The organism is Actinophytocola sp. (assembly GCF_035634895.1).
Classification (GTDB): domain Bacteria; phylum Actinomycetota; class Actinomycetes; order Mycobacteriales; family Pseudonocardiaceae; genus Actinophytocola.
The window spans coordinates 17368-44293 of the sequence record NZ_DASQCC010000177.1 but is presented as its reverse complement, the minus strand read 5'-3'; the positions used below and the strand labels follow the sequence as shown (position 1 = coordinate 44293).

Genomic DNA, 26926 nt, shown 5'->3' with positions numbered 1-26926 from the left:
GTGTCGCGAGCAGTGGCCGCAACACCGCCAACACGGCCCGTGACCCGTCGAGGTTGGCGAGCGCGGTGGCGATGCTCGTGCCGCTGCCGTAGTCCGAGCGCCCGGTGAGCTCGAGCTCCAGCGTGTTCTCCATGATCTCGTGTGCCCGCAACCCGAGGTCGTTCGGGTCGATCCGCTGCCCGGGGAACGAGGTCCGCAGTTCCCGCACGTCGGCGTCGAGCCGGTCGGCGACGGCCGTGAGTGACGCCATCGCCTCGCCGTGCCACAGGCCGTACTCGAGCCGGTGGAAGCCCGTGAAGTCCGGATCCGTCACGCCGCCGGCCAGTCCGGCGGCGGTCCCGTTGATCGCCCCGTCGCTGTCCCCGAAGGCCCCGTAGGCGGCCCCGAGCCGCTCGTAGGACAGATGCGCGTCGAGCCAGGCGGCCTCGCTGCCGGCGCGGTCGCCCGACCGCACGACGGCGCCGAGCGTGGCGGTGCTGGCCGCGAGCGTGCCCAGGCCGTCGATGACCTGGTCGCGGTACCGCCGAATCGGCGCCAGCAGGTCGTTGGCGGTCACGGGCACCACCCCGGGCCCGGACTCGCCGTGCCCGCCGGTGACCCGCACGCTCGGTCCGACAATGGCCCCGGTGTCCTCGACCAGGCACCGGAAGGCGTAGACCCCGTTGCCCAGCCGCACCCGCAACGTCCCGGTTGTACCCGGCCCGAGTCCCTCGACCTCGCCGTAGACGGCCCCGGAGACCGGGTCGATCAGCTCCACCTCGGCGGTGGACACCCCGGTGTTGCGCAGCCGGAACGTCTGCGCACCCGCGACCGGAGTGTCCCAGCCGTGGCCGCAGGCCGACCGGGAGACGGTGATCACGGGATCCGCCGCCGCGGCGCCGTCGTCCGGGCCCGCGCCGAGCAGCAGCGGCGCCGCACCGCCGGCGACCACCACCACGGCACCGACCGTCCACCACGCTCGCGAGCGCACCACCGACTCCTGCTCCCGTCGCTCGGCCCGACCTTCCGCAGCGGGAGCCTAAGCGCGCCGAAATGCCTGCCAACCCCCGCGCAGGGAATCGTAGTCGTCATTCCCCAAGAATTTGCCCCGCGTTCGTCCGTAACCCCACCACCAGGCCTTATCCCCGACAACCCGCCCAATCAAACCCTCCTGTCAATACTTCTCAAAACGCCCAGAAAGAAGATCGGGTAACAACGGGGACGTAAAACCAAAAGGGCCGAAAATGCGTACCTCGCCCGCCGGCGGGGAGGCGGGGTGCCGGTCCGGGCCGGACGCGTGCGCCGCCCGGGTGCGGAGCCGGCGCGAGTGCACCCGGCCCCGGTGTGCGGTGTGCGACATTTGGTCGCGCTCCAAAATTGCCGGCAGACGTATTGACACGTGGAAAGCGCTTTCCTACGCTGGCGGACAGCGCAGCGTCGCGCTTTCCATTTTGGAGACTGATGATGAGAACCCTGCCTCTCATCGCCGGAACCGCCCTGGTCGCGGGTGTTCTAGGCGTGATGGCTCCCGGCGCGGCGGTCGCCGCGACCACCCGGTACGAGGCCGAGACCTCCCCGGCCGTCTGCACCGGCACGATCGACAGCAACTGGCCCGGCTTCTCCGGTGTCGGATTCTGCAACGGCACCAACGCGACGGGCGCGTACGCCCAGCTCACGGTGACCGCGCCGGCGGCGGGCGGCGCGACGCTGGCGGTGCGGTTCGCCAACGGCACGACGGGCAGCCGCCCGACCGACCTGATCGTCAACGGCTCGACCGTGCAGTCGGTGTCCTTCGAGGTCACGGGCGCGTGGGACACGTGGGTCACCAAGACGCTGACCGTCAACCTGAACGCGGGCGACAACACCGTCCGCCTCAGCCCGACCGGCGCCGGCGGCCTCGCGAACCTCGACTACGTCGACGTCACCACCGGGGGCGGCACGACGCCGCCACCGGGCAACGCGCTGTACGTGGCGCCGAACGGCAGCGACGGCGCGGCCGGCACCGAGACCAGCCCGACGACACTCACCTCGGCCATCACCCGCATCGCCGCCGGCGGCACCATCTACGTGCGTGGCGGCACCTACAACTACACGCAGACGGTCACCATCGCGCCGGGCAACAACGGCACCTCGGGCACACGCAAGAACATCTCCGCCTACCCGGGTGAGACGCCGGTGCTGAACTTCTCGGCCATGGCCGAGGCCGACGCGAACCGCGGGCTCGCCGTGAACGGGTCGTACTGGCGCGTCTACGGCCTCACCGTCCAGCGGGCGGGGGACAACGGGATCTTCGTCGGCGGCAGCAACAACGTCATCGAGCGCACGGTGACCGCCTTCAACCGCGACTCCGGGTTGCAGATCTCCCGGATCTCCTCGGACACCCCGCAGAGCCAGTGGCCCGCCAACAACCTCATCCTGAGCTCGGAGTCGCACGACAACGCCGACTCCGACGGCGAGGACGCCGACGGCTTCGCCGCGAAGCTCACCGCAGGGCCCGGCAACGTCTTCCGCTACACCGTCTCCCACAACAACATCGACGACGGCTGGGACCTGTACACCAAGACGGACACCGGCCCCATCGGCGTGGTGACCATCGAGGACTCGCTGTCCTACGACAACGGCACGCTGTCGGACGGCTCCCAGGCCGGCAACGGCGACCGCAACGGCTTCAAGCTCGGCGGCGAGGACATCTCGGTCAACCACGTGATCCGGCGCAACATCGCCTATCACAACGGAAAGCACGGCTTCACGTACAACCGCAACCCCGGCGCGATGGCCGTCTCGGACAACGTCAGCATCGACAACACCGAGCGCAACTTCTCCTTCGACGGCGGCTCGCCGGTGTTCCGCGGCAACACCTCCTGCCGTAGTGGCAGCGGGACGAACGACCGGATCGTCGGCAGCTCGGACAGCTCGAACCAGTTCTGGTCCGGCGCCAACGGTTCCCGGTGCTCCTCCTATCGCGGCGCACCGCACTGGTCCTTCGCCTCGGACGGCCAGCTGGTGGTGACCTTCGGCTGAGTGACCGGCACCGCTGGGATGGCGCGTTCGGGACCTCCCGAACGCGCCATCCCAGCGAGGGTGCCCGCAGCGCCGGTCGAGTACGGCGAGAACCAGGAGTCGTGCTGCCGGCCTCAGGTAGTGCCCGGCCGGCGTAGTCCCGAGATCAGCACCTCGACGAGCCGGCATGCGTCGTAGTCGGCGTCGTTCTCCGCCCCGATGCAGAGGTTGCCGACGCCGCGCATCAGCTCGTACGCGGTCAGGTCCGACCGGATCTCGCCGGCCGCGGCCGCGGCGTCGAGCAGTTGGGTGCACACGGGCACGAGCCGGTCGAGGAAGTAGGTGTGCAGCGTCTCGAAGCCGGCGTTGTCGGACAGCACTCCGGCCAGCCCGTGCTTGGTGACCAGGAAGTCGACGAACAGGTCGACCCACCGCGCCAGCGCGGTGTGCGGCGACGCGCTCGACGACAGCAGGGCCGGGCCGGCCTCGGCGCACGCCTCCACCTGGTGCCGGTAGACGGCGATGATCAGGTCGGCCCGCTTCGGGAAGTGGCGGTAGATCGTGCCGACACCGACCCCGGCCGCGGCCGCGATGTCGCGTACCGGCGCGTCGACCCCGGCCGCCACGAAGATCGCGGCGGCCGCGTCGAGCAGGGACTTCTCGTTGCGCCGGGCGTCGGCCCGCCTGGACCGGGGCGCGCTGCCGTCCATCACGCCGCTCCCTTCGCTTGTCAAACGGAACAAGGTTCCGTATCGTTAACGGAGCAAGGTTCCGTTTACCCATGATAAGGACACCATGTCTGACCCACGTTTCGGGATCATGACCGCCCCCATGCAGGTCGACTACCAGGACATCCTCCGGGTCTGGCGCGAGGCGGACGAGGTGGCGGAGATCGAGCACGCCTGGCTGTTCGACCACCTCATGCCCATCGGCGGCGATCCGGACGGGCCGATCTACGAGGGCTGGACGCTGCTGTCCGCCCTCGCCGCGCAGACCCGGCGCCTGCGCCTCGGCCTGCTCGTCACCAGCAACCGCTTCCGGCCGCCCGCCATGCTGGCCAAGATCGCCACGACCGTCGACATCGTCTCCGGCGGCCGGCTCGACCTCGGCATCGGCGCCGGCTCGCGACCCAGCCACCCGCTCGCCCGGCGCGAGTACGAGGCACACGGCCTGCCCTACCACGACTTCGCGCACTCCGTGGGCAGTCTCGCCGAGGCGTGCACGATCATCCGCCGCCTGTGGACGGAGGAGGAGCCGTTCGACTTCCACGGCACCTACCACCGGCTCGACACCGCGTTCGGCAACCCCAAGCCCGTGCAGCGCCCCCACCCGCCGATCCTCATCGGGGGACGGTCGTCCGCGACGCTGCGCGTGGTCGCCGAGCACGCCGACGTGTGGAACATCCCGGGCGGCGACATCGACGACGTCGTGCGACGCAGCGCGCTGCTCGACCGCTACTGCGCCGAGATCGGCCGCGACCCCGCGTCGGTCACCCGCTCGATCCACCTGCCCGTCTCCCACGACCGGCCCGGCGACACCCGGGACGCGATCGCCCAGGCTCTCGACGCCGGCTTCCAGCACTTCGTCCTCAGCGTGCCGCCGCCGTACCCACCCGGGGTCGCCCGGTGGCTCGCCGACGAGGTCATCACGCAGCGGACGGTCTCGGTATGAGCGTGGACACGGCCGTTCCGGTCGTCTCGGTGAAGCCGGTGGAGTTGCCCGTCCCCGGCCGTGACCTGCGGGTGCGGGTGTCCGCACCCACGACCGGGGACGACCTGCCCGTCATCGTGTTCTCGCACGGCTTCGGCAGCTCGTCGGACGGCTACGGCCCGCTGGCCGACTACTGGGCCGCACACGGGTTCGTGGTCGTCCAGCCCACGCACCTCGACTCACGGACGCTGGGCATCCCGCCGGACGATCCCCGCACCCCGCTGATCTGGCGGTTCCGCGTCGAGGACCTGACGCAGGTCCTCGACCGGCTCGACCTCGTCGAGGCGGCCGTGCCCGGCCTCGCCGGACGGGTCGACCGAAACCGCGTCGCCGCGGCGGGACACTCGTGGGGCGCCCAGTCGGTGAGCATGCTGCTGGGTGCACGCGTTCTCGACGCCGACGGCGTGCCGGGGGAGGACCTGTCCGACCCGCGGGTCAGTGCGGGCGTGCTGCTCGCCGCGACCGGCCGGGGCGGCGCCGACCTGACCCCGTTCGCGGCCGAGCACCTCCCGTTCATGAACCCGAGCTTCGCGGAGATGACCACGCCGGCGCTGGTGGTCGCGGGAGACCGGGACCAGTCGCTCCTGTCCGTGCGCGGGCCGGACTGGTTCACCGACCCGTACCACCTGAGCCCGGGCGGCAAGAGCCTGCTCACCCTGTTCGGCGCGGAACACTCGCTCGGCGGCATCCCCGGCTACGAGGCCAGGGAGACGACCGACGAGAGCCCGGCACGAGTCGCGCTGATCCAGCGCCTCACGTCGGCCTACCTGCGCAGTGCGCTCGACCCCGAGGACGACAGCTGGGCAGCGGCACGCGGGAGCACCGGCACCCTGGGCCGCGTCGACTCCAGGTGACCCGCAACACCTAGTTCACCAGCCCGACCACGCTGGCCGGGCCGGCGCCTCCCGAGGTGAGGGTGACCGACACGCCGGCGACCAGCAGCATGCCTAGCGCCACCGCGGTCGTGTACAGACTCGCGGCGCCCCGGCGTGGATGGCTGATCACCAGCCAGGTCACGGCCACGCCCGCCAACTGCACGCCGGTGTGCAGCAACGTCGTGCGTTGGTCGCCCGTCGCGGTCAGCCAGGCTCGGGCGAACTCCACGGCCGCGAGGGTGGCCGCCGCGCCGCACAGCCAGGGGGCGGCGGTGCGTAGCGCGCCGCGGGCCACCGCCCACCGGCGGTCGCGGGAGAAGATCGCGTACGCCGGTGCGGCGGTGGCCGCGAGCACCAGGGGTATGACGCGCCGCGGCACGTCCAGGCCGCCGGACAGCAGCAGCTCCACCACGACGACCGCGGCGGCGGCACTCCACACCCATACGGCGGTGCGGTGGGCCGGGGGACCGGTGAAGCCACGCAGCGCGGCGAACGCGGCCACCACCATCACCGCGGACAGCAGCAGCACCCGCAGCGCCATCGGGCCGATCACGATCCCGACGGAACCGTGCTCGTGCTGGAGTGCCGCCGCCAGCATCGGTCTCAGCTCGCGGTGGCCGGGGCGGGCGCGGTCGCGACCATGGCGCACGAGCACCGCATCCGCGCCAGCTCCTCGGGCTTCGGCCGCAGGTGCTTCACCATCGCCACCACCATCGGGATGAAGACGATCGTGTTGTAGAACAGGTGCAGCTCGATGCGCGGGAACACCAGCTGCGCGATGCTCGTCGGCACCTTGGCGCCCAGCAGGTACGCGCCGGTCAGGGCCTGGACGAGGAGCAGCAGGTGTTCGAAGTGGTGCCAGATCTGGATCCACATGGCCGTGTTCCACCACGTGCGGGCCGAGCCGGTGAACCCGTGCCGCAGCAGGATGAACGCGATCATCATGACGACCGCGTACCCGTAGTGCAGCCATTCGGACGTGACCAGCCACGGGAAGGCCAGCCCGAGCAGACCACCCGCGGTGGGCCGCGGCCAGTGCAGTAAGTACACCTGGATGGCCTGGGCGACATGCTCAGCCCAGTGCCCCAGCACGATGACGCCGAATACCATCAACGCGGGCTTGTGATACCGGGTGTTGAGCAGACCGTCCGGGCCGAGCCACGGCTGTGCCTTGACAGCAGTCGTCATTAGCGATTCTCCTCCTCATTCGAGGGCCCGTTCCATGATCCGGCCGAAACGGCGCACCGGCATCTCCCGTAGTGCGCTTCCGGTAATTCGGAGTATGCGCGATCACCCCGTTCGGCACAGTCGGTTGTGGACTCTCGGGATCGGTCCCCCCGGATTTCCAGAATCAACCAGCCCTTCGACCCTGGTATGTCGGGATTGCCGTGTCAACCCGCCTCCGCGACGATTACCGATTTCGCACCGTGGAGCCGCTCGTGAGCGACGAACCGCCATCCGGTGCCGGCCAACCATTCGCGGGCCTCGTCCAGGCTGTACACGTCGCCGTCGGTGCTGTTGACCGCGAACTCCCCGGCCATCAACGCGGCGACGGCCGGCTCGACGTGTCCCGGATCGGTCCAGTAGTCCACGAGGAGCAACCGCGCGCCCGGCGCGACGGCCGCACGCACCTTGGCCAACAGCCGCGTGTTGTCCGCCGGCGAGAAACAGTGCACCACGTTCGCCAGCAGGCAGTGGTCATGGCCGGTCGGCAGGTCCGCGGTCATGAGGTCGCCGCGGACGACGTCGATCCGCCCGGCCAGGCCGTGCTCGGCGATCCGCCGCCGTGCGAGCTCGGCGACCTGCGGCAGTTCGAACACCGTCGCCCGCAGTCGCGGATGAGCCACGGCCGCGGCGATCGACCACGACCCGGTGCCGCCCCCGATGTCGAGCAGCCGATCGCCGAAGTCCGCGCTGGCAGCGAGTTCGGCGGCCGGCCCGGCGTTGAGCGCCTCGACCCCTTCGGAGAAGATCCGCTGCGAGTCCGGGTCCAGCGCGACGATCTGGTTCGCCGGCCCGTGCCGGAGGGCCGCCGCGAGGCCGGTCCACGCGGGGTAGCTGAACCGGTCGGAGAAACGGACGAACGGCCGCAGGTCCTCGGCGGTGCCGCCGGCCAGACAGGCGTCCGCGGCGGGACTGTTGCGATAGGTGTCGCCGTCCCGGTCGAGCAGTCCGACCGCGACCATGGCGTCGGCACAGATCCGGACCGCTCTACGCGTAAGGCCGGTACGGGCGGCCAGCACGTCGAGGTTCGCCGGCGCGCCGGCGAGTGCCTCGAAGACGCCGAGCTCACTGGCCGCCATCAGGAACTTGGCGGCGCGAAACCCGTTGAGGAGCTCCAGAATCGGACCGGCGGCGGTCATGACGCGAGCAGCAGCTCTGCGACCCGCTCCCCGAGCATGATCACCGTGAGGTTGATGTTCGCGCGCACCTGCTTCGGCAGCACCGACGCGTCCGCCACGTACAGCCCGTCGGTGCCGTGCACCGCGCACCGCTGGTCGACGACCGACATCGGGTCACCGGCAGGGCCCATCTTCGCGGTGCCGGCGGGGTTGTAGGCAGGATCGACCGACCCCTCGACGTAGCGCCGAACGGCCTCCTCGGACTCGAACGTGGCGTCGTCGAGAAGTACGATCCGGTCGGCCTGGTCCCGGATCTTCGGCGACTGGGCCAGCTCCCACACGACCCGCAACGCGTCCGCGAGCAAGCGGTGGTCCTCTTCGGTGGCGAGGAAGTTGAGGTCGACGGCCGGCGCGAGCCGGGGGTCGCTCGACGCGAGCGTCACCCGCCCCCGCGAGCTGGGCTCACGCGCCACCGCCAGCAGGCAGGTGACCCGTCCCGCCTCCGCCGCGTCCCGCAGGTGCGGGAACTGCACGGCCAGGTTGAAGTGGTTGACCATCGCGTAGTACATGTCGTTCACCCGCCCGGTCCCGGTGCCGGCGGTCCGCATCACGATCTGTCCGACGGACTTCCCGAAGTTCTCGGCGCCGGGCTTCGGCACCATGAACACCCCGGTCCGCGCCTGCTCGGCGAGGTTCTCCCCGACACCGGGCAGTTCCACCCGCACCTCGATGCCGTGCCGCCGCAGCTCGTCGGCGGGACCGATCCCGGAGCGCAGCAGGATGGCGGGGGTGTTCACCGCCCCGGCGGACAGGATCACCCGCCGCGCGCGAAGTTTCCTGGTCACACCGCCGACGAGCACGGCGACGCCGGACGCCGCGTCGCCGTCGAAGAGGACCCGGTCGGCCACGGCGCCGGCGATGATCGTGAGGTTCTCCCGGGCACGCACGTCGGCCCGCAGGTACCCACTGGCGGTGGAGGTCCGGACCCGGCTGTTCCACCGGGTGGAGGGCGCGGGCCCGACACCCGTCGACGCGGGATGGTTGTGGTCCTCGGTGTAGGGGAACCCGGCGGCCAGGCACCCGTCGAGGAACGACTGCTGGACGGGTGTCAGCTCCTCGGACCGCCACCGCCGGATCGGCATGGGGCCGTCGTGGCCGTGGAACATCCCACCGAAGTCGAGATCGTTCTCCAGTGCGACGAAATGCGGCAGCACCTTGGGCCAGGACCATTCGGGGTTCCCTGCCGCGGCCCACTCCTCGAAGTCGTCGGGGATCCCACGCAGTGCGATCGTGTTGCCCACCGCGGAGGAGCCCCCGGCGACCTTGCCCTGGAAGTACCGGGTCGGCCGGGAAGGCAACAGCCCGGCACTGAACCCCCAGTCGTGCTCCACAAGCGACATCTCGTTGCCGTCCAACAGGTCGGCGGGTGTCTCCGCCGCCGTCGGGTAGTCCGGCCCGGCCTCGACCAGCGCCACCTTCGTGGCCGGGTCGGCGCTCAGCCGGGCGGCCAGCGGAATCCCGGCACTGCCGGCCCCGACGATGATGTAGTCGTACACGTGGCGCCCTCCCTGCTCCATCACATACCGACGACGCCGGTACGGACGCGTGGGCCCGATTCTGCCGCACCGCCACCGGTGCGAGCTTCTTCAAAGTTGCGGTGCCCCAACCGTTTCCCGAAAACCACAGCACCGCAAGCCCGGAGTGGAGCATCGCGAACCGGCGCGGTGAGAATCTTGTTGATCCGAGACCTAATGTTGGCGGAGGTTCAACAGATGAAATCTACATTGGGCTGGCTGCGCCGGCAGTCGCCCGGGGTTATCGCTGTCGTGGCAATCGTCATAGGTTACTTCGCGGTCAGTCTTCCCTCGGTGTCCGCCGAGGAGCAGGAGCGGATGGCGAGCGAGTTCTCGTTCACCCCGCAGACCATCGCGTTGCCCGCCGCCGACAAACAACAGCAGATTCGCCGGGTTAACAAGGACTACACGAACATCGCGGCGTGGATCTCCTCGGTCGGCGCGGCGGTGGCGATGAACGACCTGGACGGCGACGGGCTGTCCAACGACCTGTGTCTCGTGGACCCACGGACCGACCAGGTCGTCGTCACGCCGACGCCGGGCAAGGCGGGCCACCGGTACGCGCCGTTCGCGCTCGACCCGAAACCGTTGCCCATGAACAAGGTCATGGCGCCGATGGGCTGCGTGCCGGCCGACTACAACGAGGACGGCCGGCTGGACCTGCTGGTCTACCTGTGGGGTCGCACGCCGATCGTCTACCTGGCGAAGCCGGACGCCACGAAGCTCTCCGCGTCCGCCTACCAGCCGACCGAGCTGGTGCCGAACCCGTCGAAGGACGGGCGGTACACCGGTCCGCAGTGGAACACCAACGCCGCGACGGTCGGTGACTTCGACGGCGACGGGCACCAGGACATCTTCATCGGGAACTACTTCCCGGACGGCCCGGTGCTGGACGACACCAAGAGCGGTGGCGTCACGATGAACCACTCGATGTCGCACGCGCTGAACAGCGGCAAGAAGTACATCTTCCGCTTCACCGGCGCGTCGTCGACGGGCGCGCACTTCAAGTGCCTCGAGGACGCGCTGCCGGGTGACGCCAACTACGGCTGGTCGCTGGGCGCGAGCGCGACCGACCTGGACGGCGACCTCAGGCCCGAGCTGTACATCGCGAACGACTTCGGCAAGGACCGGTTGCTGTACAACAAGTCCACGCCGGGCCACATCTCCTTCGCCGAGGTGAAGACCGTGCGCACACCGGGCACGCCGAAGTCCAAGCGCGTCGGCGACGACTCGTTCAAGGGCATGGGCGTCGACTTCGGCGACCTCGACGGCGACGGCCTGTACGACATGTTCGTCAGCAACATCACCACGCCGTGGGGTATCCAGGAGAGCAACTTCCAGTACATGAGCACCGCCAGGGACCAGAAGGACCTGCGCGACCAGATGCGGTCCGGTGAGGCGCCCTGGAAGGACGTCAGCGGCCACGTCGGCACCGCGTGGACCGGCTGGGGCTGGGACGTCAAGATCGACGACTTCGACAACAGCGGCACGCCGGAGATCAGCCAGGCGACCGGCTTCGTCAAGGGTGAGGTCAACCGCTGGCCGCAGCTGCAGGAGCTGGCAACGGCGAACGACGCGCTCGTACCGGACCCCCTCTTCTGGCCGAACGCGCGCAAGGGCGACGACATCGCCGGGAACCAGACGCTGCACTTCTTCGTGAAGAGCCCGAGCGGGCAGTACGTCGACCTGGCGCCACAGCTCGGTCTCGCCGTGCCGGTGCCGACCCGCGGCATCGCCACCGGTGACGCGGACGGTGACGGCAGGCTCGACGTCGCGGTCGCCCGGCAGTACGCCGAGCCCGTGTTCTACGAGAACAAGAGCCCGTCGAAGGGTTCCTTCGTCGGCCTGCGGCTGACGCAGGACACCGGGAAGCCCGTCGAGGGTGCGGCGCCCGCGCCCGGCACGCCGGCGATCGGCGCCGAGGTCACGGTGACCACGCCGGACGGCAAGCGGCACGTCAGCCGGGTGGACGGCGGCAGCGGTCACTCCGGCAAGCGCAGCACCGATGTCCACATCGGACTCGGCAGGGATGTCAGCGGTCCGGTGGACGTGCGGCTGAAGTGGCGGGACCACAACGGCAGGGCACACGAGCAGGACCTGCGGTTGAGCCCCGGCTGGCACTGCCTCCAGCTCGGCGGCACGGCGAAGGAGAGGTGAGGAAGTGGCGGAGCAGAAGGCCGCGGCCGGGCCGCGGCACGACCCCAAGGTCATCATCGCGTTGCGCCGGTTCGCCATCTCGATCACGGTCTTCAACATCGTCGGCTACGCCGTGCTCGGCTTCGAGCAGCCGTGGGCCTGGCCGTTCGCGGCGCTGGCCACGGCCTACCTGACCGAGATCGTGCTCGAGGTCGTCGGCGCCCGGGTCGAGGGCAGGGCGCCGAGGTTCACCGGCAACGGCGTGCGCGGGATGATCGAGTTCCTCTACCCGGCGCACATCACGGGCCTCGCACTGAACATGCTGATCTACGTCAACGACCAGATCTGGGTCATGCTGTTCGGCGTCCTCATCGCGGTCAGCGCGAAGTGGATCCTGCGCGCCCCGGTCCGGGGCAAGCTGCGGCACTACATGAACCCGTCGAACTTCGGGCTCGTGATGCTGCTGGTGCTGTTCCCCGCCTGGGTCAGCATCGCCCCGCCGTACCACTTCAGCGAGCACGTGAACGACTTCGTCAGCTGGCTGATCTTCGGCATCATCGCGGCGTCCGGCACGATGCTCAACGCGATGCTCACCAACCGGCTCTGGTTGATCATGGGCTGGCTGAGCTTCTTCGTGATCCAGGCGTTCGTGCGTGGCTGGCTGTTCGACACGTCCATCCCGGCGGCGCTGGCGATGGGCACCGGTATCGCGTTCATCCTGTACACCAACTACATGGTGACCGACCCGGGCACGTCACCGTCGAAACCGCTGTCGCAGTTCGCGTTCGGCGCCGGGATCGCGGTCACGTACGGCTTCCTGATGGTCGCGCACATCGCGTACGGGCTGTTCTTCGCCACCGCGGCGGTGTGCCTGGTCCGCGGGATGTTCCTGTGGTCGCTGCACATCGTGCAGGTCGCGAAGGAGCGGGCACTGGCCGAGCAGCGGGAACAGACCGCCGCGTCGGTCACACAGCTGCCGGTCGGCTCCCCGGCGGAGGAGGAGAAGACCGCGCGCTCGGCGTGACGGTGCCGTCGGGGCGGCGTCCGGGAACCCTCCCGGGCGCCGCCCCGCACTGTCCACAGTGGAGTCAAGCACGCTCCGCGCGCGTCCGTGTACAGCCTGTGCGAGACTCGAGGGACAACCTCGTTACACACGCGGCTGACCTCCCGCCTTTCGCGGGGAGGAGGGCGAATGGGTCTACGGCTACTGGGCCCGCTGGAGTTCTGGTTCAACGGCGACGCGCTGGACCTCGGCGGATCCCGCCAGCAGGTCGTCCTGGCCATGCTGGGCCTGAACGCGAACCGGGTGACACCGGTCGACCGCCTCATCGACGCGGTCTGGCACACCGAACCGCCGGCCACCGCCCGCGCGCAGGTGCAGATCTGTGTGTCAGGACTCAGAAAAGTGCTGCGCAGCGCGCACACGCCGGCGCACATCAGAACCCGCACGCCCGGCTACGTGCTCGAGATTCCCGGCGCCGAGCTGGACACGGCCGAGTTCGCCGTGCTGGTCGAGGCCGCCCGCGCACACGTCCGGGAGGACCGCCGGCCCCAGGCTGTGGCGACCCTGCGCCAGGCCCTCGGGCTGTGGCGCGGCCCGGCGCTCGCCGGTGTGCAGAGCGAGACCGTGGTCGCGGAGGCGATGCCGCTCGAGTCGGAACGGCTGGCCGCGGTCATGGAACATGCCCGGCTCGGCCTGGAGCTCGGCCGGCACGACGAGCTCGTCGGCGAGCTCGCGGCACTGGTCGACGAGCATCCGCTGCGGGAACGGCTCCACGAGTACCTCATGCTCGCGCTGTACCGCTGCGGCCGCCAGGCCGAGGCGCTGGCGGCCGGCCGGCGGGTGCGCGCCACGCTCGTCGACGAGCTGGGCATCGAGCCGGGGGAGCGCCTGCAGCGTCTGGAGAAGGCGATCCTCGACCACGACCCGAACCTCGATCTGCGGAAGACCGCGCCGAGGCCGGCGCGGTCCGCCGAACCCGCGCCGGCCGGCCACCGGCCCCCGCGCCGGCTGCCGGCCAGCATCGACGACTTCACCGGCCGCGAGGCCCAGCTCACCGAGATCAGGGAGGCCCTCGCGAGCCCGGCCGCCACGCCGCACGGCACCCGCATCGTGGCGATCTCGGGCAAGGGCGGGGTCGGCAAGTCGACGCTCGCGATCCGGGCGGCGCACGAGCTGCGTGAGGCCTACCCCGACGGCCACCTCTACGGGGACCTGGCCGGCCCGAGCGACCGGCCCAGCGCGTTGCTCGCCCGGTTCCTGCGCGCGCTGGGCGTCGAGGGCGCCGCGATCCCGGCGGACCCGGAGGAGCGCGCCGACCTGTACCGCGGGCGGCTGGCCGGCAAGCGGGTCCTGATCGTGCTCGACGGGGCCACCGCCGAGGACCAGGTCATGCCGCTGCTGCCCGCCGGGTCGTCCGCCGCGGTGCTGGTCACCGGCAGGTCGCCGCTGGCCGGCCTGCCCGGCGTGCACCAGCTGCACCTCGACGTGTTCGACGCCGAGCCGTCGCTCGCGATGCTCGGCAACATCATCGGCGAGCACCGGGTGCTGGCCGAGCGGGACACCGCGGCCGAGCTGGTCGACCTGTGCGGCCGGCTGCCCCTCGCGCTGCGGATCGCCGCCGCGCGGCTCGCGTCCCGGCCGAAGTGGCGGCTCGCCCGTCTGGTCGGCAGGCTGCACAACCGGGCCCGGCGACTGGACGAGCTGTCCTACCACGGCCTCGCGCTGCGATCGAGCATCGAGGTCAGCTACCGGGCGCTGCCCGCGCCGGCCAAGCGGCTGTTGCGCCTGTTCGCGCTGATGACGACACCGGACGTCCCGGACTGGTCCGCGGCGGCACTGCTGGGCGCCGAGCCGCGGCACGCGAACGAGGTGCTGGAGACCCTGGTCGAGGCGCAGCTGGTGGACATGTGGCCGCGTCCGGGCCAGCAGCCACACGTCCGGTTGCCCGACCTGATCCGCGCGTACGCCGCGGAACGCCTTGCCGCCACCGAGACCGATGCCGACCGCGCGGCGGCCGTCCAGCGGCTGCTCGGCGCGTGGCTCGGGCGCGCGGAGCAGGCCCGTCGCCAGGAGTACGGCGGCGACTACGCGGTCGTGCACGGCACGGCACCCCGCTGGCCGGCGGCCGGCGACCTGGCGGCCGACGACCTGGCGACCGACGACCTGGCGACCGACGACCCGATCGGCTGGCTCGACAGCGAGCGCCTGGGTCTGGTGGCGGCGGTGGGCCTCGCCGCGGACCACGGGCTCGACGAGACGTGCTGGGACCTGGCCCTCACCGCCTCGACGCTGTTCGAGGTGCGCGGGTACCTCGACGACTGGCAGGAGACCGCGGCGCGGGCGCTCGCCGTGACCACGCGAACCGGCAACCGGCGCGGTCAGGCGGCGATGCACTACACGCTGGGCGAGCTGCGGCTGTCCCAGGGCCGGCTGCCCGAGGCGGAGGAGTGCTTCGGCGCGGCGCTGGAGACCTTCCGCGAGGTCGGCGACGAGCACGGCAGCGCCCTGGCGCTACGCGACGCCGCGACGGTCGACGGGCTGCGCAGCCGCGAGGCCGAGATGCTGGTGAAGTACGACGCCGCCCTGGCGACGATGAGTGCCGTCGGCGACCCGGTCGGCCGGGCGCAGATACTGCGGAACCTGGCCAAGGCCCACCTGGACGCGGGCGACACCGACGGTGCCCACGGACTGCTGCGCACGGCGCTGGCGTGCTGTGAGCGGGTGGGCTACCTGCGTGGCCAGGCACAGGTGCTGGTCCGCTTCGCGGAGTACCACCTGTGCGTCAACGACGTCGAGCAGGCACACCGGGCGCTGAACCGGGTGCTGCTGATCGTCCGGGACGCCGGTGACCGGCTGGGGGAGGCCGCCGCGCTGTACCGCCTGGGCCTGGTGCGGGAGCGGACCGGCCGGCTGGACAACGCGGACATGACGCTCCAGCACGCGTTGTCGCTGGCCCGGCGGTCCGGCGCGGGCCTGGTCGAGGGACAGGCGCTGCACGCGCTGGGCGGGATCGACCTGGCCAGAGGGAACACGGCGGCCGGCGCGACCCACGTGACCGAGGCGTGCCGGGTGTTCGGCGAGCTGGGTTCGACGCTGTGGCTGGCGAAGTCCCTGATCCTACTGTCCGATGTGGACAACGGGCTGGGGAGAACGGCCGAGGCCCGTAAGGAGCTCGAGCAGGCGGCCGCGCTGGTCGACGGCGTCGAGTCGGCGGAGGCCGAGCGCGTCAGGGTCGAGCTGGCGGCGTTGCGCATCAGCATGGGCAGTGCCGACCGGTCCTGACCGGACGCGCCGGGCCGCGACCGGCCCGGCTCTCGTCAGGCTCCCGGCAACGCGGTGCGTCCTGCGCCGCCGGGCACCCACGACTGAGCGACGGACACGGGCTGGTCGAGCTGTGCGAGCAGGGGCGGTGGGTCGAAGATCCGCCGCCCGCGCAACCGCAGGTCGACACCCAGCACCGGCACGTCGCGGCGGACGGTGACCGGGCCGTAGGTGGCCAGGCAGGCCTGTTCCGGCTCGTCGAAACCGGTCGGGGCCGAGTGGGCCTGGATGTACCAGGCGCCCTCCGGCACGTCCTCCAGCACGAACGGGCCCGAGCCGCGCACCGTCGTGTGCCGGACCGGCAGGCCCTGTGCGATGCGGTCGCGGAACACCCCGACCAACACCTGGTCGGCCATCGCCGTGCCGGGGCCGGACAGCTGGCCGCGGACCATCGTCCCCTTCGTGCCCGTGGGCTCCTCGGTGCCGTCCAGCGGGGACACGTAACCCCGGTACTGCCGGTACTCGGTCGGCGAGACGCCGACGCTGGCCCGGAACCGGGAGCTGAACGTGCCGATGCTGTTGTAGCCGACCACATGACTGATGTCGGCGACGGTCATCGAGCTGGTCAGCAGCAGCCGTTTGGCCTCCTGTAACCGCAGGGCGGAGAGGAACCGGCCCGGCGAGATCCCGGTGACCCGCTGGAATATCCGGGTGAAGTGGAACTTGCTGAACATCGCCGTTCTGGCCATGTCGTCAATTGTGATCACTTCACCCAAATTGTCGCGCATCGCGCGAATCACGCGCTCGACCGCGTTCTCGATAACGTCGTCCATCAGTTCACACCACTCTGGAAGAAGGTATTCGGATCGAAGATCGAATAAATCCACGGTAAGGTCGGTCCAGCCGGGCGACCAGCTCGGTCAGTTTTTGCTCGATGTTTCGTCGACGCCGGGACGAACCGCGCTCAGCCGCTCACCGCGAGACTCGGGTCCTCCGGCACGACTCGCCCGCGCAGGATCGACTGGTGCAGGTCCCATACCCGGTGCGACGGCTCGACGCCGAGCTGGCCGATCATCGTCGCGCGCAGGCCGCGGTAGGCCAGCAGCGCCTCGCCGCGCCGGCCGCACCGGTACAGCGCGACCATGTGCTGCGCGCAGAAGTTCTCCAGCATCGGGTGCCGCGCGCAGACCGCGGCCAGCTCACCGAGCACCTGGTGATGGCGGCCGAGCCGCAGGTCCGCCTCGATCCGCAGGTGCAGGTCGCCGAGCCGGGTCTCCTCCAGCCGCACCGCCTCGATGCCGAGCAGCGGGCCGGTCGGCACGTCTGCCAGCGCCTGGCCCCGCCAGAGCCCCAGCGCCTCCGTGAGCAGGCGTGCCGCCTGCTCGTGGTCGCCGTCGACGGCCGCGCGGCGGCCCGCCGCGGACAGCCGGTCGTACCGCACCGCGTCCACGTCGTCCGGGTCGACGGCCAATGCGTAGCCGGGCCGGCGCGTGACCAGGACGTCCTTCGAGCAGAGGCCGTCGGTGCCGGCGAGCGCGTGCGCCAGCATCCGTCGCAGCTTCAGGATGTAGGTCTGGAGTGTCGGTTTACCACTCCGCGGCGGCCGGCACCCCCAGATCTCCTCGGTGAGCGCCCGGACGCTCACCGGGTGGCCCGGGTTGAGCGCGAGCATCGCCAGCAGCTGGCTCGGCTTGCTGGCGCTCGGCACGATCGATGTTCCGCCTACGTAGACCTCCAGTGGTCCCAGTACCCTGATCTCGACCTGCATGGCATTTCTCGATTCTCATCGGTGCCGACAGAGTGTCGGCACCGAACACGTTTCCCGGCCACACTTCGCGTGGCCCATCGATGCGCCATCGGCCGTCGATAGAACGGGCACAGAGGAAGAACGCTCCCGCGGGTGGCGGGACGTACGATGGCCATATCGGACAGAAACTCACGGGACAACGAAAATGCCGCGGCACGACCCGCGGCACCGAGCAGCAAAGATCTGCCTGGAGGCAACCCGATGGCGGATTCTTCGGTCGACCAAGCGGTCCGCCAACTGGCTCGCGGCGGCATTGTGATCGTCGTCGACGACGAGGACCGCGAGAACGAAGGCGACCTGATCATGGCCGCCGAGCACGCCACACCCGAGAAGGTGGCGTTCTTCCTGGCACACACCTCCGGTTTTCTGTGCACCGCGATCACCGAGGCACGGGCGCGTGAGCTCGACCTCGACCTGATGGTCCGGGAGAACACGGAGAGCCAGGGAACGGCGTTCCTGGTGAGCGTGGACAGCCTGCACGGCACCACGACCGGGATCAGCGCCGGCGACCGGGCCGCGACCGCCGTCGCACTGGCGGCCGGCTCGACGCGGCCCGGCGACCTCGCCCGGCCCGGTCACATGATGCCGCTGCGCGCCAGGGAAGGCGGCGTGCTCAGGCGGGCCGGACACACCGAGGCCGGCGTCGACCTGTGCCGCCTGGCCGGGGTGACGCCCGCGGCGCTGCTGTGCGAGCTGGTGGACGGCGACCGGCAGGGCATGATGCGTCGCCCCGACATCGAGCGCTTCAGCGCCGAGCACGGGCTGCCCGTGGTCACGATCGCCGAGCTCGTCCAGTACCGGCGCTCGATCGCCGGCCTGGTCGAACGGGCCGCCGACGCCGACGTCCCCACCCCGCTGGGCACGTTCCGCGCCGTCGCGTACAGGTCGACCACCGACGACCAGGAGTACCTGGCGATGGTGATGGGCAACGTGGCGACCGGCGACGACGTGCTGGTCCGGGTGCACAGCGAGTGCCTCACCGGAGACCTGTTCGGGTCACTGCGGTGCGACTGCGGACCGCAGCTCGACCTGGCCATGCGGCGGATCGCGGAGGCCGGGCGGGGGGTGGTGGTGTACCTGCGCGGGCAGGAGGGACGCGGCATCGGGCTCGCGCACAAGCTGCGTGCCTACCGGCTGCAGCAGGAGCAGCACCTGGACACCGTGGACGCGAACCTGCGCCTCGGCCTGCCGGTCGACAGCCGCGAGTACGGCATCGGCGCACACATCCTGCGCGACCTCGGTGTGCGGCGCGTGCTGCTGATGACCAACAACCCGGCCAAGTACCGCGGGCTGCGGGGCTACGGGATCGACATCGCGGGCCGGGTCGGCCTGGAGACGGACCCGACGGCCCACAACGTGGCCTACCTGTCCGCCAAGCGTGAGCGCATGGGTCACCTGCTCAACTTCCCGACGACAGCCGCCGGCTTCTGACCGGCGGCTGTCGTCGCGGCGTCGGCGATGCCGGCGGTCACACCCAGGGGGCCACGGGGTACCACGGCAGGATGTCGCGCATGGCGAGGAGCCGGACGTCCCAGTACAGGACCGTGAACACGCCGGCGGCAAGGAACGCGGACGCGGTGACCACCGCCAGCCGGTGCGGCCGGGCGAGTAGCCAGCGGCGGACCGCGCCGCCCGCGACCAGGTTCACCAGCAGCACCAGCACTGCCAGCACGATGATGTTCCCGATCGACTGCAGCACGAACGCCCCGGCGCCGTACAGCGGGTTGCCGGACTCGGCGGCCGCGCGGAACAGCTTGCGGAACAACGGGAAAGGCCGCCCGATCAGGAACGCGCCGACCAGCGCGCCGAGGAACACCAGGCGCGCGTTGGGAAAGCGCTCGGACAGCCGCGCGAACGGGTCGTGTACCAGCCCTAGCGCGGCCAGGCCCAGGTACGTCATGGCGAGCCCGACCAGGCCGAACACCACCATCGACTGGACCAGCCGGCTCCCGAGCTCGCCCGGCGGGATGTCGGCGGTGTCGAACTGCGGCATCCCGGTCCCGACCAGCCCGACGATCGCGCCGTAGACCGCGGACACCACGACCATGCCGGCGGCCAGCCAGAGCAGCGGCCGCACGGCGGCCCGCAGCCGGTCCCACCTGCCCTCCGCGCCGCCGACCACCGGCGCCATCGTGCCGAACACGGCGATGTTGCACGCGGTGAACGTGCCGGCCAGCCCGGACACGATGGCGAACACCAGGCCCCCGGCCACCCCGGTGATCGCGGTCTCCTTGGCGTCGTGGCCCAGTAACGTGTTCGCCACGCTGTCGCCGATCACACTGTCCACGAAGGACGCCGACCATGCCACGCTGAGGAGGAAGCCTGCGAGCACGCTGTAGGCCACCACCCGTCCTCTGTTGCGAGGGAACACCGGTGTGGGAACGGTTTCGAGCTGGGCCATGTGTGCTCCTCTCAGCCGGCAACGGCGTCCGGCGTCCAGTTGTTGACCATGAACCGGGGCTCGTCGAGGAGCGCGTCCCCCGCGAGCAGCGCGTGGTGCAGGTGGCGCAGCCGCGGTGACGGGTCCACGCCGAACTGCTCGTGGATGGTCGTCGCGACCGCCTGGTAGGCCTCGAGTGCCTCGCCGGGCCGCCCGGACCGGTACAGCGCGAGCATGTGCTGCGCGTGGAAGTTCTCCATGTACGGGTGCCGCGCGCACAGCGCGGCCAGCTCGCCGAGCAGCTGCTGGTGGCGCCCGAGGTAGAGCGCCGCGTCGATGCGCAGCGTCAGGTCGGTGAGCCTGCTCTCCGCCAGTACCGTGGTCTCGATCTCCAACTGGGGGCCGGCCGGCACGTCCACCAGCGCCGGCCCCCGCCACACCGCGAGGGCCTCGCCGAGCAGGCGGTCGGCGGCCGCGTAGTCGCCGGCCTGGCCTGCGGTCCTGCCCTGGTTGGACAGCCTGCCGTACCGGACCGCGTCGACCGACTCCGGCTCGACCCGCAGCGAGTAGCCGGTGTGCGTGGTCGCCAGCAGTTCGTGGGAGAGCTCCGCCTGTTGCTCGGGAAGCGCGCGACGGATCTGCCTGCGGACCTGCAGTACGTAGGTCTGCAGCGTGCCGGCGGCACTGCGTGGCATCCGCGTTCCCCACAGCTCCTCCATGAGTGCGGAGGTCCGCACCACCCTGCCGGCGTTGATCGCGAGCAGCGCCAGCAACTGACGGGGTTTACCAGCCGTGGGTACCACGCAGACGTCGTCGAGCACAACCTCCAGTGGGCCGAGTACGTTTATTTCCGCTCGCATGAGTCAGCTCATTTCGCCGTCCGATACCACAGAATACGTCCGCTGCCCAGGCATTGAATTCTCCTGTAGTGCGACAATGGCTGATTATCTTTATGGCACAACGGAAGTAGGTGCGGTACCGCCATCTGCTGCACTCTGGACCGAAAGTCAGCCGCAGATGTCGGCTGGCACCGTGGGCTTTGTCGGCCGTTGGACGGTGAATGTGAGCAACGAACGGATCGCCATTGTTGGAATCGGGCTTCGCTATCCGGACGCCAGTTCCCCGGACGAGCTGTGGGAGAACGTGCTCGGCGGGCGCAGGGCGTTCCGGCGACTGCCAGACGAACGGTTGAACCAGGCGGACTACTGGTCCGCCGACCCGGACGCGCCGGACCGCCACTACGCCACCAAGGCGGCCGTGCTGCGTGACTTCGAGTTCGACCGCGTGGGGTACCAGATCGCGGGCAGCACCTACCGGTCGACCGACCTCACCCACTGGCTGGCCCTGGACACCGCGGCGCGGGCACTCGCCGACGCCGGGTTCCCCATGGGCGAGGGCCTGCCGCGCGCGGGCACCGGCGTGGTGCTGGGCAACAGCCTCACCGGTGAGTTCTCCCGCGCCAACCTGATGCGCCTGCGCTGGCCGTACGTGCGCAGGACGGTCGCCGCCGCGCTCGCGGCGAAGGGCTGGACCGACGACGAGACCGGCGAGTTCCTCCGCGAGCTGGAACCGGTGTACAAGGCGCCCTTCCCGGCGCCGGACGAGGACACGCTCGCCGGCGGGCTCGCCAACACGATCGCCGGCCGGCTGTGCAACTACTTCGACTTCGCCGGCGGCGGGTTCACCGTGGACGGTGCGTGCTCGTCGTCGCTGCTCTCGGTCGCGACCGCGGCGAAGGCACTCGTCGACGGCGACCTCGACGTGGCGCTGGCCGGCGGGGTGGACCTGTCGATCGACCCGTTCGAGGTCATCGGGTTCGCCAAGACCGGCGCGCTGGCCAAGAACGAGATGAAGGTCTACGACAAGAACTCAGGCGGTTTCTGGCCCGGTGAGGGCTGCGGCATCGTGGTGCTCATGCGCGAGGCCGACGCGCTCGCGAGTGGTAAGCGGATCTACGCGTCGGTCACCGGCTGGGGCATCTCCTCGGACGGCAAGGGCGGCATCACCCGGCCCGAGGCCGCGGGGCACCGGCTCGCGCTCACCAAGGCCTACGAGCGGGCCGGCTACGGCGTGGAGACGGTGTCCTACTTCGAGGGCCACGGCACCGGCACCGCGCTCGGCGACGAGACCGAGATCGAGGCGCTGTCCAGCCACCGCCGGGCGGCCGACCCGTCCGCGCCACCGGCCGCGCTCAGTACGGTCAAGGGGAACTTCGGCCACACCAAGGCGGCGGCCGGGGTCGCCGGCCTGATCAAGGCCACCCTGTCGATCCACAACCAGGTCATCCCGCCCGCGACCGGCCACTACGACGCGCACCCGAAGCTCGCCGCGGCCGACGCGGCCATGTACGTGCCGGCCGAGCCGGCGACGTGGCCGGCCGACCTGCCCATCCGGGCCGGGGTGTCCGCGATGGGCTTCGGCGGCATCAACTCGCACATCGCGCTGGAGCAGGCGCCGGGCCACGACCGGCAGGCCGAGGTGCCCGACCGGGTCCGCGCGCTGGTCGCCGGCCGTCAGGACGCCGAGCTTCTGCTGGTCGACGGGCAGAGCGCCGACGAGCTGTTGGAGCGGGTGACCAGGCTCGTCGAGCTGGCCGGCAAGATCTCCTACGCCGAGCTCGCCGACATCGCCGCCGGCCTCGCGGACCGCCGGACCGGCGGCCGCTACCGCGCCGCGGTCGTGGCCGGCACCCCCGCCGACGCCGCCCGCAAGCTCGGCCGGGTCGCCGAGGAGCTGGCGGCCGGGCACACCATGCTGCACGTGCCCGCCGACGGCATCTTCCTGCACGCCTCGACGGCCCCACCCCGCATCGCCTACCTGTTCCCCGGCCAGGGCGCCAGCCGCGACGCCACCCGCGCGCTCGCCCGCCGGTTCGCCGCCGCGGGCGAGGTCTTCGGCCACGAGGCCGTGCCGGCCGGCGGCGACCCCGTGGCGACCGAGGTGGCCCAGCCACGCATCGTCGCCGGTTCGGTGGCCGGGCTGACGGTGCTGTCCTCGCTGGGCATCGAGGCCGACATCGCCGTGGGACACAGCCTCGGCGAGCTGACCGCGCTGTCCTGGGCCGGCAGCATGAGCGCCGACGACGTGCTGCGGCTGGCCGCCATGCGCGGCGAGGTGATGGCCAGGGCGAGCGAGACGGGCGGCGCGATGGCGAGCCTGTCCGCCGACGCGATGACCGTGGAGGGGCTCATCTACGAGGGCCAGGTGGTGATCGCCGGGTTCAACGGCCCGCAGCAGACCGTCATCGCCGGCCCGGCGTCCGATGTGGACGACGTGTGCACGCAGGCGCGGGCCCGCGGGATCACCGCGAACCGGCTCAACGTCTCGCACGCCTTCCACTCGCCGCTCGTGCGCCCGGCACGCGACGAGTTCGAGCGCCGGATCGAGGAGTTCGAGCTGCACGCGCCGTGGCGGCCGGTCGTCTCCTCGGTCTGCGGCGACATGGTCGAGCAGGACTCCCCGCTGCATCGGTTGCTGACCGAGCAGATCGTGCGGCCGGTGCGCTTCGAGGAGGCCGCGGCGAAGGCGATCGCGAACGCGAACCTGGTGCTGGAGGTCGGTCCCGGCCGGATCCTGTCCGGCCTGGTCCGCCAGCAGGCGCCGGACAAGCTGGTGCTGTCGGTGGACACGGACAGCGCGTCGCTGGCGCCGCTGCTCACCGCCGTCGGCGCGGCCTACGCGCTGGGCGTCGCGGTGGATCCGGCCCCCCTGTTCCGCGACCGCGTGGTGCGCCCGCTCGCCGAGGACGCCGAACCGAGCTTCCTGGAAAGCCCCTGCGAGGCCGCGCCGGACATCGACGCGGGCCTGGTCGTCGACGCCGAGCCGGCGGCGACGGCATCCGCGTCGGCCGGGGCCGAGGCGGCGGACGGTGAGTCCGCGACCCTCGACGTGCTGCGCAGGCTCGCCGCGGACCGGGTGGAGCTGCCGGTCGACACGATCACCGCTCAGACCCACCCGCTGGACGACCTGCACCTCAGCTCGATCACCGTGGGCCAGCTGATCAACGAGGCCACGCGTGAGCTCGGCCGGCCGACGCTCGAGGCCACCACGAACTACGCCACCGTGACCCTCGGCGAGCTCGCCGAGATGATCGACGACCTGGCGGGCACCGCGCAGGACGGCGCGGCGAAGCCGACCGAGGCCGCCGGTTACGCGCCGTGGGTGCGGCCGTTCGTCGTGGACCACGTGTCGCAGGCGCGTCCCGCGATCGACCTCCGCAACGGCGGCGCCGGCACCTGGGAGCTGTTCGCCCCCGGCGGCCACCCGCTGGCCGAGCGGCTGCGGGCCGCGCTGGCCGACGCCGGGGTCGGCGACGGGGTGCTGCTGTGCCTGCCGGCGGACGGCGAGGCGCACGTCGACCTGGCGCTGCGGGCCGGCCAGCAGGCGGCCGCGCAGGGCACCCGGTTCGTCGTCGTGCAGCAGGACCTCGGCGCCGCGGGGCTCGCCAGGACCCTGCACCTGGAGCACCCCGGCGTGCCGACGACCGTGCTCGACCTCGCCGACGTGGCACCCACCGGCGCGGACGACGTCCAGGCCGCGGTGAACCGCGTGGTCGCCGAGGTCGGCGCCACCACCGGCTACAGCGAGGTCCGCTACACCGCCGACGGTGACCGGACCGTGCCGGTGCTGCGGGTGCTGCCCGACGGGCCCGCCGAGCAGCGGACCCCGCTGACGGCCGACGACGTGCTGCTCGTGACCGGTGGCGCCAAGGGCATCACCGCGGAGTGCGCGCTGGTGATGGCGCAGGACTCCGGCGCGAAGCTCGCGCTGCTCGGCCGGGCCGACCCGGCCGACGACGACGAGGTGTCGACCAACCTGGCCAGGATGCGGTCCGCCGGCGTCGAGGTGCGGTACGAGCGTGCCGACGTGACGTCGGCCGAGCAGCTCGCCGCCGCGGTCGAGCGGTTCACGGCCGAGCTGGGCCAGGTGACGGCGGTCCTGCACGGCGCGGGCCGCAACGAGCCGGGCGCGCTGGCCAACCTGACCGAGGACGACTTCGCCAGGACACTGGCCCCCAAGACCGACGGGCTGCGTGCGGTGCTCGGCGCCGTCGGCGAGGACAACGTCAGGCTGCTGGTCACCTTCGGCAGCATCATCGGCCGGGCCGGGCTGCGCGGTGAGGCGCACTACGCCACCGCGAACGACCGGATGACCGAGCTGACCGTGCGGTTCCAGCGTGAGCACCCGAAGGCGCGCGCGGTCGCGCTGGAGTGGTCGGTCTGGTCCGGCGCCGGCATGGGCGAGCGGCTCGGCGTCGTCGAGGCGCTCATGCGCGACGGCATCACCCCGATCTCCATCGAGGACGGGATCGCCGTGCTCCGCAGGGTCCTCGCCGACCCGTCCGCGGGACCGGTGCTGCTGGTCAGCGGCCGGGCGGCCGGCCTGCCGACGCTGCGGCTGCCCAGCCAGGAGCTGCCGGTGACCCGGTTCGTCGACCGCGTGCTGGTGCACTACCCGGGCGTCGAATTGGTCACCGAGGCCGACCTGGCCGCCGGCAGCGACCCGTACCTGGCCGACCACCTGCTGGAGGGCGACCTGCTCTTCCCCGCGGTGCTCGGCATGGAGGCGATGGCACAGGTGGCGAACGCGGTCACCGGCTCCTCTGCCGTGCCGATGCTCAGCGACGTCGAGTTCCTCCGCCCGATCGTGGTGCGGCCCGGTGACTCGACGACCATCCGGCTGGCCGCGCTCGCCCGCGGCGGCGGCACCGTCTCGGTCGCGATCCGCAGCGCGGAGACCGGGTTCAGCGCCGACCACTTCCGGGCACAGCTGCGCTTCCCTCGGCCCGAACCGTCGAGCGAGCACGACAGCGTCGAGACCGGCCTGCCGGCCGTGCCGGTGGACCCCGTCGCCGAGCTGTACGGCGGTGTCCTGTTCCAGGGCAAGCGGTTCCAGCGCCTGCTGTCCTACCGGAAGGCGGCCGCCCGGCACGCCGTGGCGGACCTGTCCACGACCACGCCCGCGCCGTGGTTCGCGCCGTTCCTGTCCCAGGAGCGGGTGCTCGCCGACCCGGGCACGCGCGACGCGGTCATGCACGCCATCCAGTGCTGCGTGCCGGACGCGACGCTGCTGCCGCAGAGCATCGAGCGGCTGTACCTGGCGGAGCAGGGTGACCAGGAGTCCGAGACCGTGGTGATGGACGCGCGGGAGCGCTCGCAGGACGGTGACACCTACGTCTACGACGTGGACGTGCGTGGCGAGTCCGGCGCGCTCGTGGAGCGCTGGGAAGGCCTGTCGCTGCGGGCGGTGCGCAAGCGGGGCGGCGCCGGTCCGTGGGTGCCGGCGTTGCTCGGATCCTACCTGGAGCGGTCCGCGGAGCGCCTGCTCGGCGGCACGCGGGCGGTCGTGGTCGAGCCCGACCCGGCCGGTGGCCTCGAGGACCGCGGTGCGCAGACCTGGCTGGCCGCCGGGCGGGCGCTGGGCCGTCCCATCACCCCGCGGTACCGCCCGGACGGGCGCCCGGAGATCGACGGCGCGAACGTCACCGCGTCGCACGGCGCGGGGCTGACCCTGGTCGCCGCGGGCGCGGGCACCCTCGGGTGCGACGTCGAGACGGTGGCGGAGCGCACCGAGACGGACTGGGCGGGGCTGCTCGGCGAGGACCGGATCGCGCTGCGCGACCTGCTCGTCGCCGAGACGAACGAGCCGGCGCCGGTGGCCGCGACGCGGGTGTGGTGCGCGCTGGAGTGCCTGCGCAAGGTCGGGGTCACCGGGCAGGCACTGACCCTCGACCGGGTCGACGAGGAGGGCTGGGTGCGGCTGTCCGACGGCGACACCCGCATCGCCACCTGGGTGACCACGGTCAACGACGCACCCGAGCCGGTCGTCTTCGCCATCCTGTCGGACAAGGAGCACTGAC

The 26926-nt window shown here is 71.5% G+C and carries 18 protein-coding genes; 8 read left to right on the top strand and 10 right to left on the bottom strand.

Going from position 1 to position 26926, the window contains the following annotated elements; genetic code table 11:
* The coding region (locus tag VET29_RS26325) for an EfeM/EfeO family lipoprotein (protein WP_324925141.1) at positions 1 to 970 on the bottom strand (970 nt) is incomplete at its 3' end.
* A 473-nt stretch (positions 971 to 1443) separates the two neighbouring features.
* Here VET29_RS26325 and VET29_RS26320 point away from each other — a divergent pair.
* Positions 1444 to 3000 (top strand): carbohydrate-binding protein, encoded by a 1557-nt coding sequence (locus VET29_RS26320; RefSeq protein WP_324925139.1) that lies wholly within the window; start codon positions 1444 to 1446, stop codon positions 2998 to 3000.
* Between the two features lie 113 nt (positions 3001 to 3113).
* On the opposite strand, the gene VET29_RS26315 is transcribed toward VET29_RS26320, so the two are convergent.
* Entirely contained in the window at positions 3114 to 3689 is a 576-nt protein-coding gene (locus tag VET29_RS26315) for a TetR/AcrR family transcriptional regulator (RefSeq protein WP_324925137.1), read from the bottom strand.
* A gap of 85 nt (positions 3690 to 3774) precedes the next feature.
* Between VET29_RS26315 and VET29_RS26310 the strand changes: the two genes are divergently transcribed.
* Together VET29_RS26310 and VET29_RS26305 are read left to right on the top strand one after the other, a co-directional pair.
* Entirely contained in the window at positions 3775 to 4650 is an 876-nt protein-coding gene (locus VET29_RS26310; protein WP_324925134.1) for an LLM class flavin-dependent oxidoreductase, read from the top strand.
* Positions 4647 to 5543: an alpha/beta hydrolase family protein gene (locus VET29_RS26305; protein WP_324925132.1), complete on the top strand. Its 897-nt coding sequence runs from the start codon at positions 4647 to 4649 to the stop codon at positions 5541 to 5543. The genes VET29_RS26310 and VET29_RS26305 overlap by 4 nt, the downstream gene beginning before the upstream one ends.
* Positions 5544 to 5553: 10 nt before the next feature.
* On the opposite strand, the gene VET29_RS26300 is transcribed toward VET29_RS26305, so the two are convergent.
* From VET29_RS26300 to VET29_RS26285, 4 genes are all read right to left on the bottom strand, one after another.
* The gene (locus VET29_RS26300; RefSeq protein ID WP_324925130.1) at positions 5554 to 6219 is read right to left on the bottom strand and encodes a DUF6239 family natural product biosynthesis protein; all 666 of its coding nucleotides are present in this window, start codon (positions 6217 to 6219) and stop codon (positions 5554 to 5556) included.
* Positions 6168 to 6752, bottom strand: a complete 585-nt coding sequence (locus VET29_RS26295; RefSeq protein WP_324925128.1) for a hypothetical protein — start codon at positions 6750 to 6752, stop codon at positions 6168 to 6170. The genes VET29_RS26300 and VET29_RS26295 overlap by 52 nt, the downstream gene beginning before the upstream one ends.
* 203 nt (positions 6753 to 6955) lie before the next feature.
* A complete protein-coding gene (locus VET29_RS26290; protein WP_324925126.1) occupies positions 6956 to 7927 on the bottom strand; it encodes a methyltransferase in 972 nt (323 codons plus the stop codon).
* Positions 7924 to 9462: a GMC family oxidoreductase gene (locus VET29_RS26285; protein ID WP_324925125.1), complete on the bottom strand. Its 1539-nt coding sequence runs from the start codon at positions 9460 to 9462 to the stop codon at positions 7924 to 7926. Before VET29_RS26285 ends, VET29_RS26290 begins: the two co-directional genes overlap by 4 nt.
* Positions 9463 to 9678: 216 nt before the next feature.
* Here VET29_RS26285 and VET29_RS26280 point away from each other — a divergent pair, with 216 nt between their 5' ends.
* The 3 genes from VET29_RS26280 (at position 9679) to VET29_RS26270 (ending at position 15901) form a co-directional block, all read left to right on the top strand.
* Positions 9679 to 11637, top strand: coding sequence for a CRTAC1 family protein (locus VET29_RS26280; protein ID WP_324925124.1), 1959 nt, complete (start codon positions 9679 to 9681; stop codon positions 11635 to 11637).
* A gap of 4 nt (positions 11638 to 11641) precedes the next feature.
* Positions 11642 to 12640 (top strand): enediyne biosynthesis protein, encoded by a 999-nt coding sequence (locus VET29_RS26275; protein ID WP_324925122.1) that lies wholly within the window; start codon positions 11642 to 11644, stop codon positions 12638 to 12640.
* A gap of 168 nt (positions 12641 to 12808) precedes the next feature.
* Positions 12809 to 15901 carry an AfsR/SARP family transcriptional regulator gene (locus VET29_RS26270; RefSeq protein ID WP_324925120.1) on the top strand — a complete coding sequence of 1031 codons (3093 nt, stop codon included), beginning with the start codon at positions 12809 to 12811 and terminating at the stop codon, positions 15899 to 15901.
* A 35-nt stretch (positions 15902 to 15936) separates the two neighbouring features.
* Here VET29_RS26270 and VET29_RS26265 read toward each other — a convergent pair whose 3' ends face one another.
* Positions 15937 to 16668, bottom strand: a complete 732-nt coding sequence (locus tag VET29_RS26265; protein ID WP_324925145.1) for a helix-turn-helix transcriptional regulator — start codon at positions 16666 to 16668, stop codon at positions 15937 to 15939.
* A 176-nt stretch (positions 16669 to 16844) separates the two neighbouring features.
* Positions 16845 to 17648 (bottom strand): AfsR/SARP family transcriptional regulator, encoded by an 804-nt coding sequence (locus VET29_RS26260; protein ID WP_324925118.1) that lies wholly within the window; start codon positions 17646 to 17648, stop codon positions 16845 to 16847.
* Between the two features lie 240 nt (positions 17649 to 17888).
* On the opposite strand from VET29_RS26260, the gene VET29_RS26255 reads away from it, so the two are divergent.
* Positions 17889 to 19118 (top strand): bifunctional 3,4-dihydroxy-2-butanone-4-phosphate synthase/GTP cyclohydrolase II, encoded by a 1230-nt coding sequence (locus VET29_RS26255; protein ID WP_324925116.1) that lies wholly within the window; start codon positions 17889 to 17891, stop codon positions 19116 to 19118.
* A gap of 37 nt (positions 19119 to 19155) precedes the next feature.
* On the opposite strand, the gene VET29_RS26250 is transcribed toward VET29_RS26255, so the two are convergent.
* Both VET29_RS26250 and VET29_RS26245 read right to left on the bottom strand, forming a co-directional pair.
* Complete coding sequence (locus VET29_RS26250; protein WP_324925114.1) at positions 19156 to 20088, bottom strand: hypothetical protein; 933 nt, start codon at positions 20086 to 20088, stop codon at positions 19156 to 19158.
* Between the two features lie 11 nt (positions 20089 to 20099).
* On the bottom strand, positions 20100 to 20927 hold the full coding sequence (locus VET29_RS26245; RefSeq protein ID WP_324925112.1) for an AfsR/SARP family transcriptional regulator: 828 nt from the start codon (positions 20925 to 20927) through the stop codon (positions 20100 to 20102).
* A 202-nt stretch (positions 20928 to 21129) separates the two neighbouring features.
* Here VET29_RS26245 and VET29_RS26240 point away from each other — a divergent pair, with 202 nt between their 5' ends.
* Positions 21130 to 26925, top strand: a complete 5796-nt coding sequence (locus tag VET29_RS26240) for a type I polyketide synthase (RefSeq protein ID WP_324925110.1) — start codon at positions 21130 to 21132, stop codon at positions 26923 to 26925.
* Position 26926: the final 1 nt, after the last annotated feature.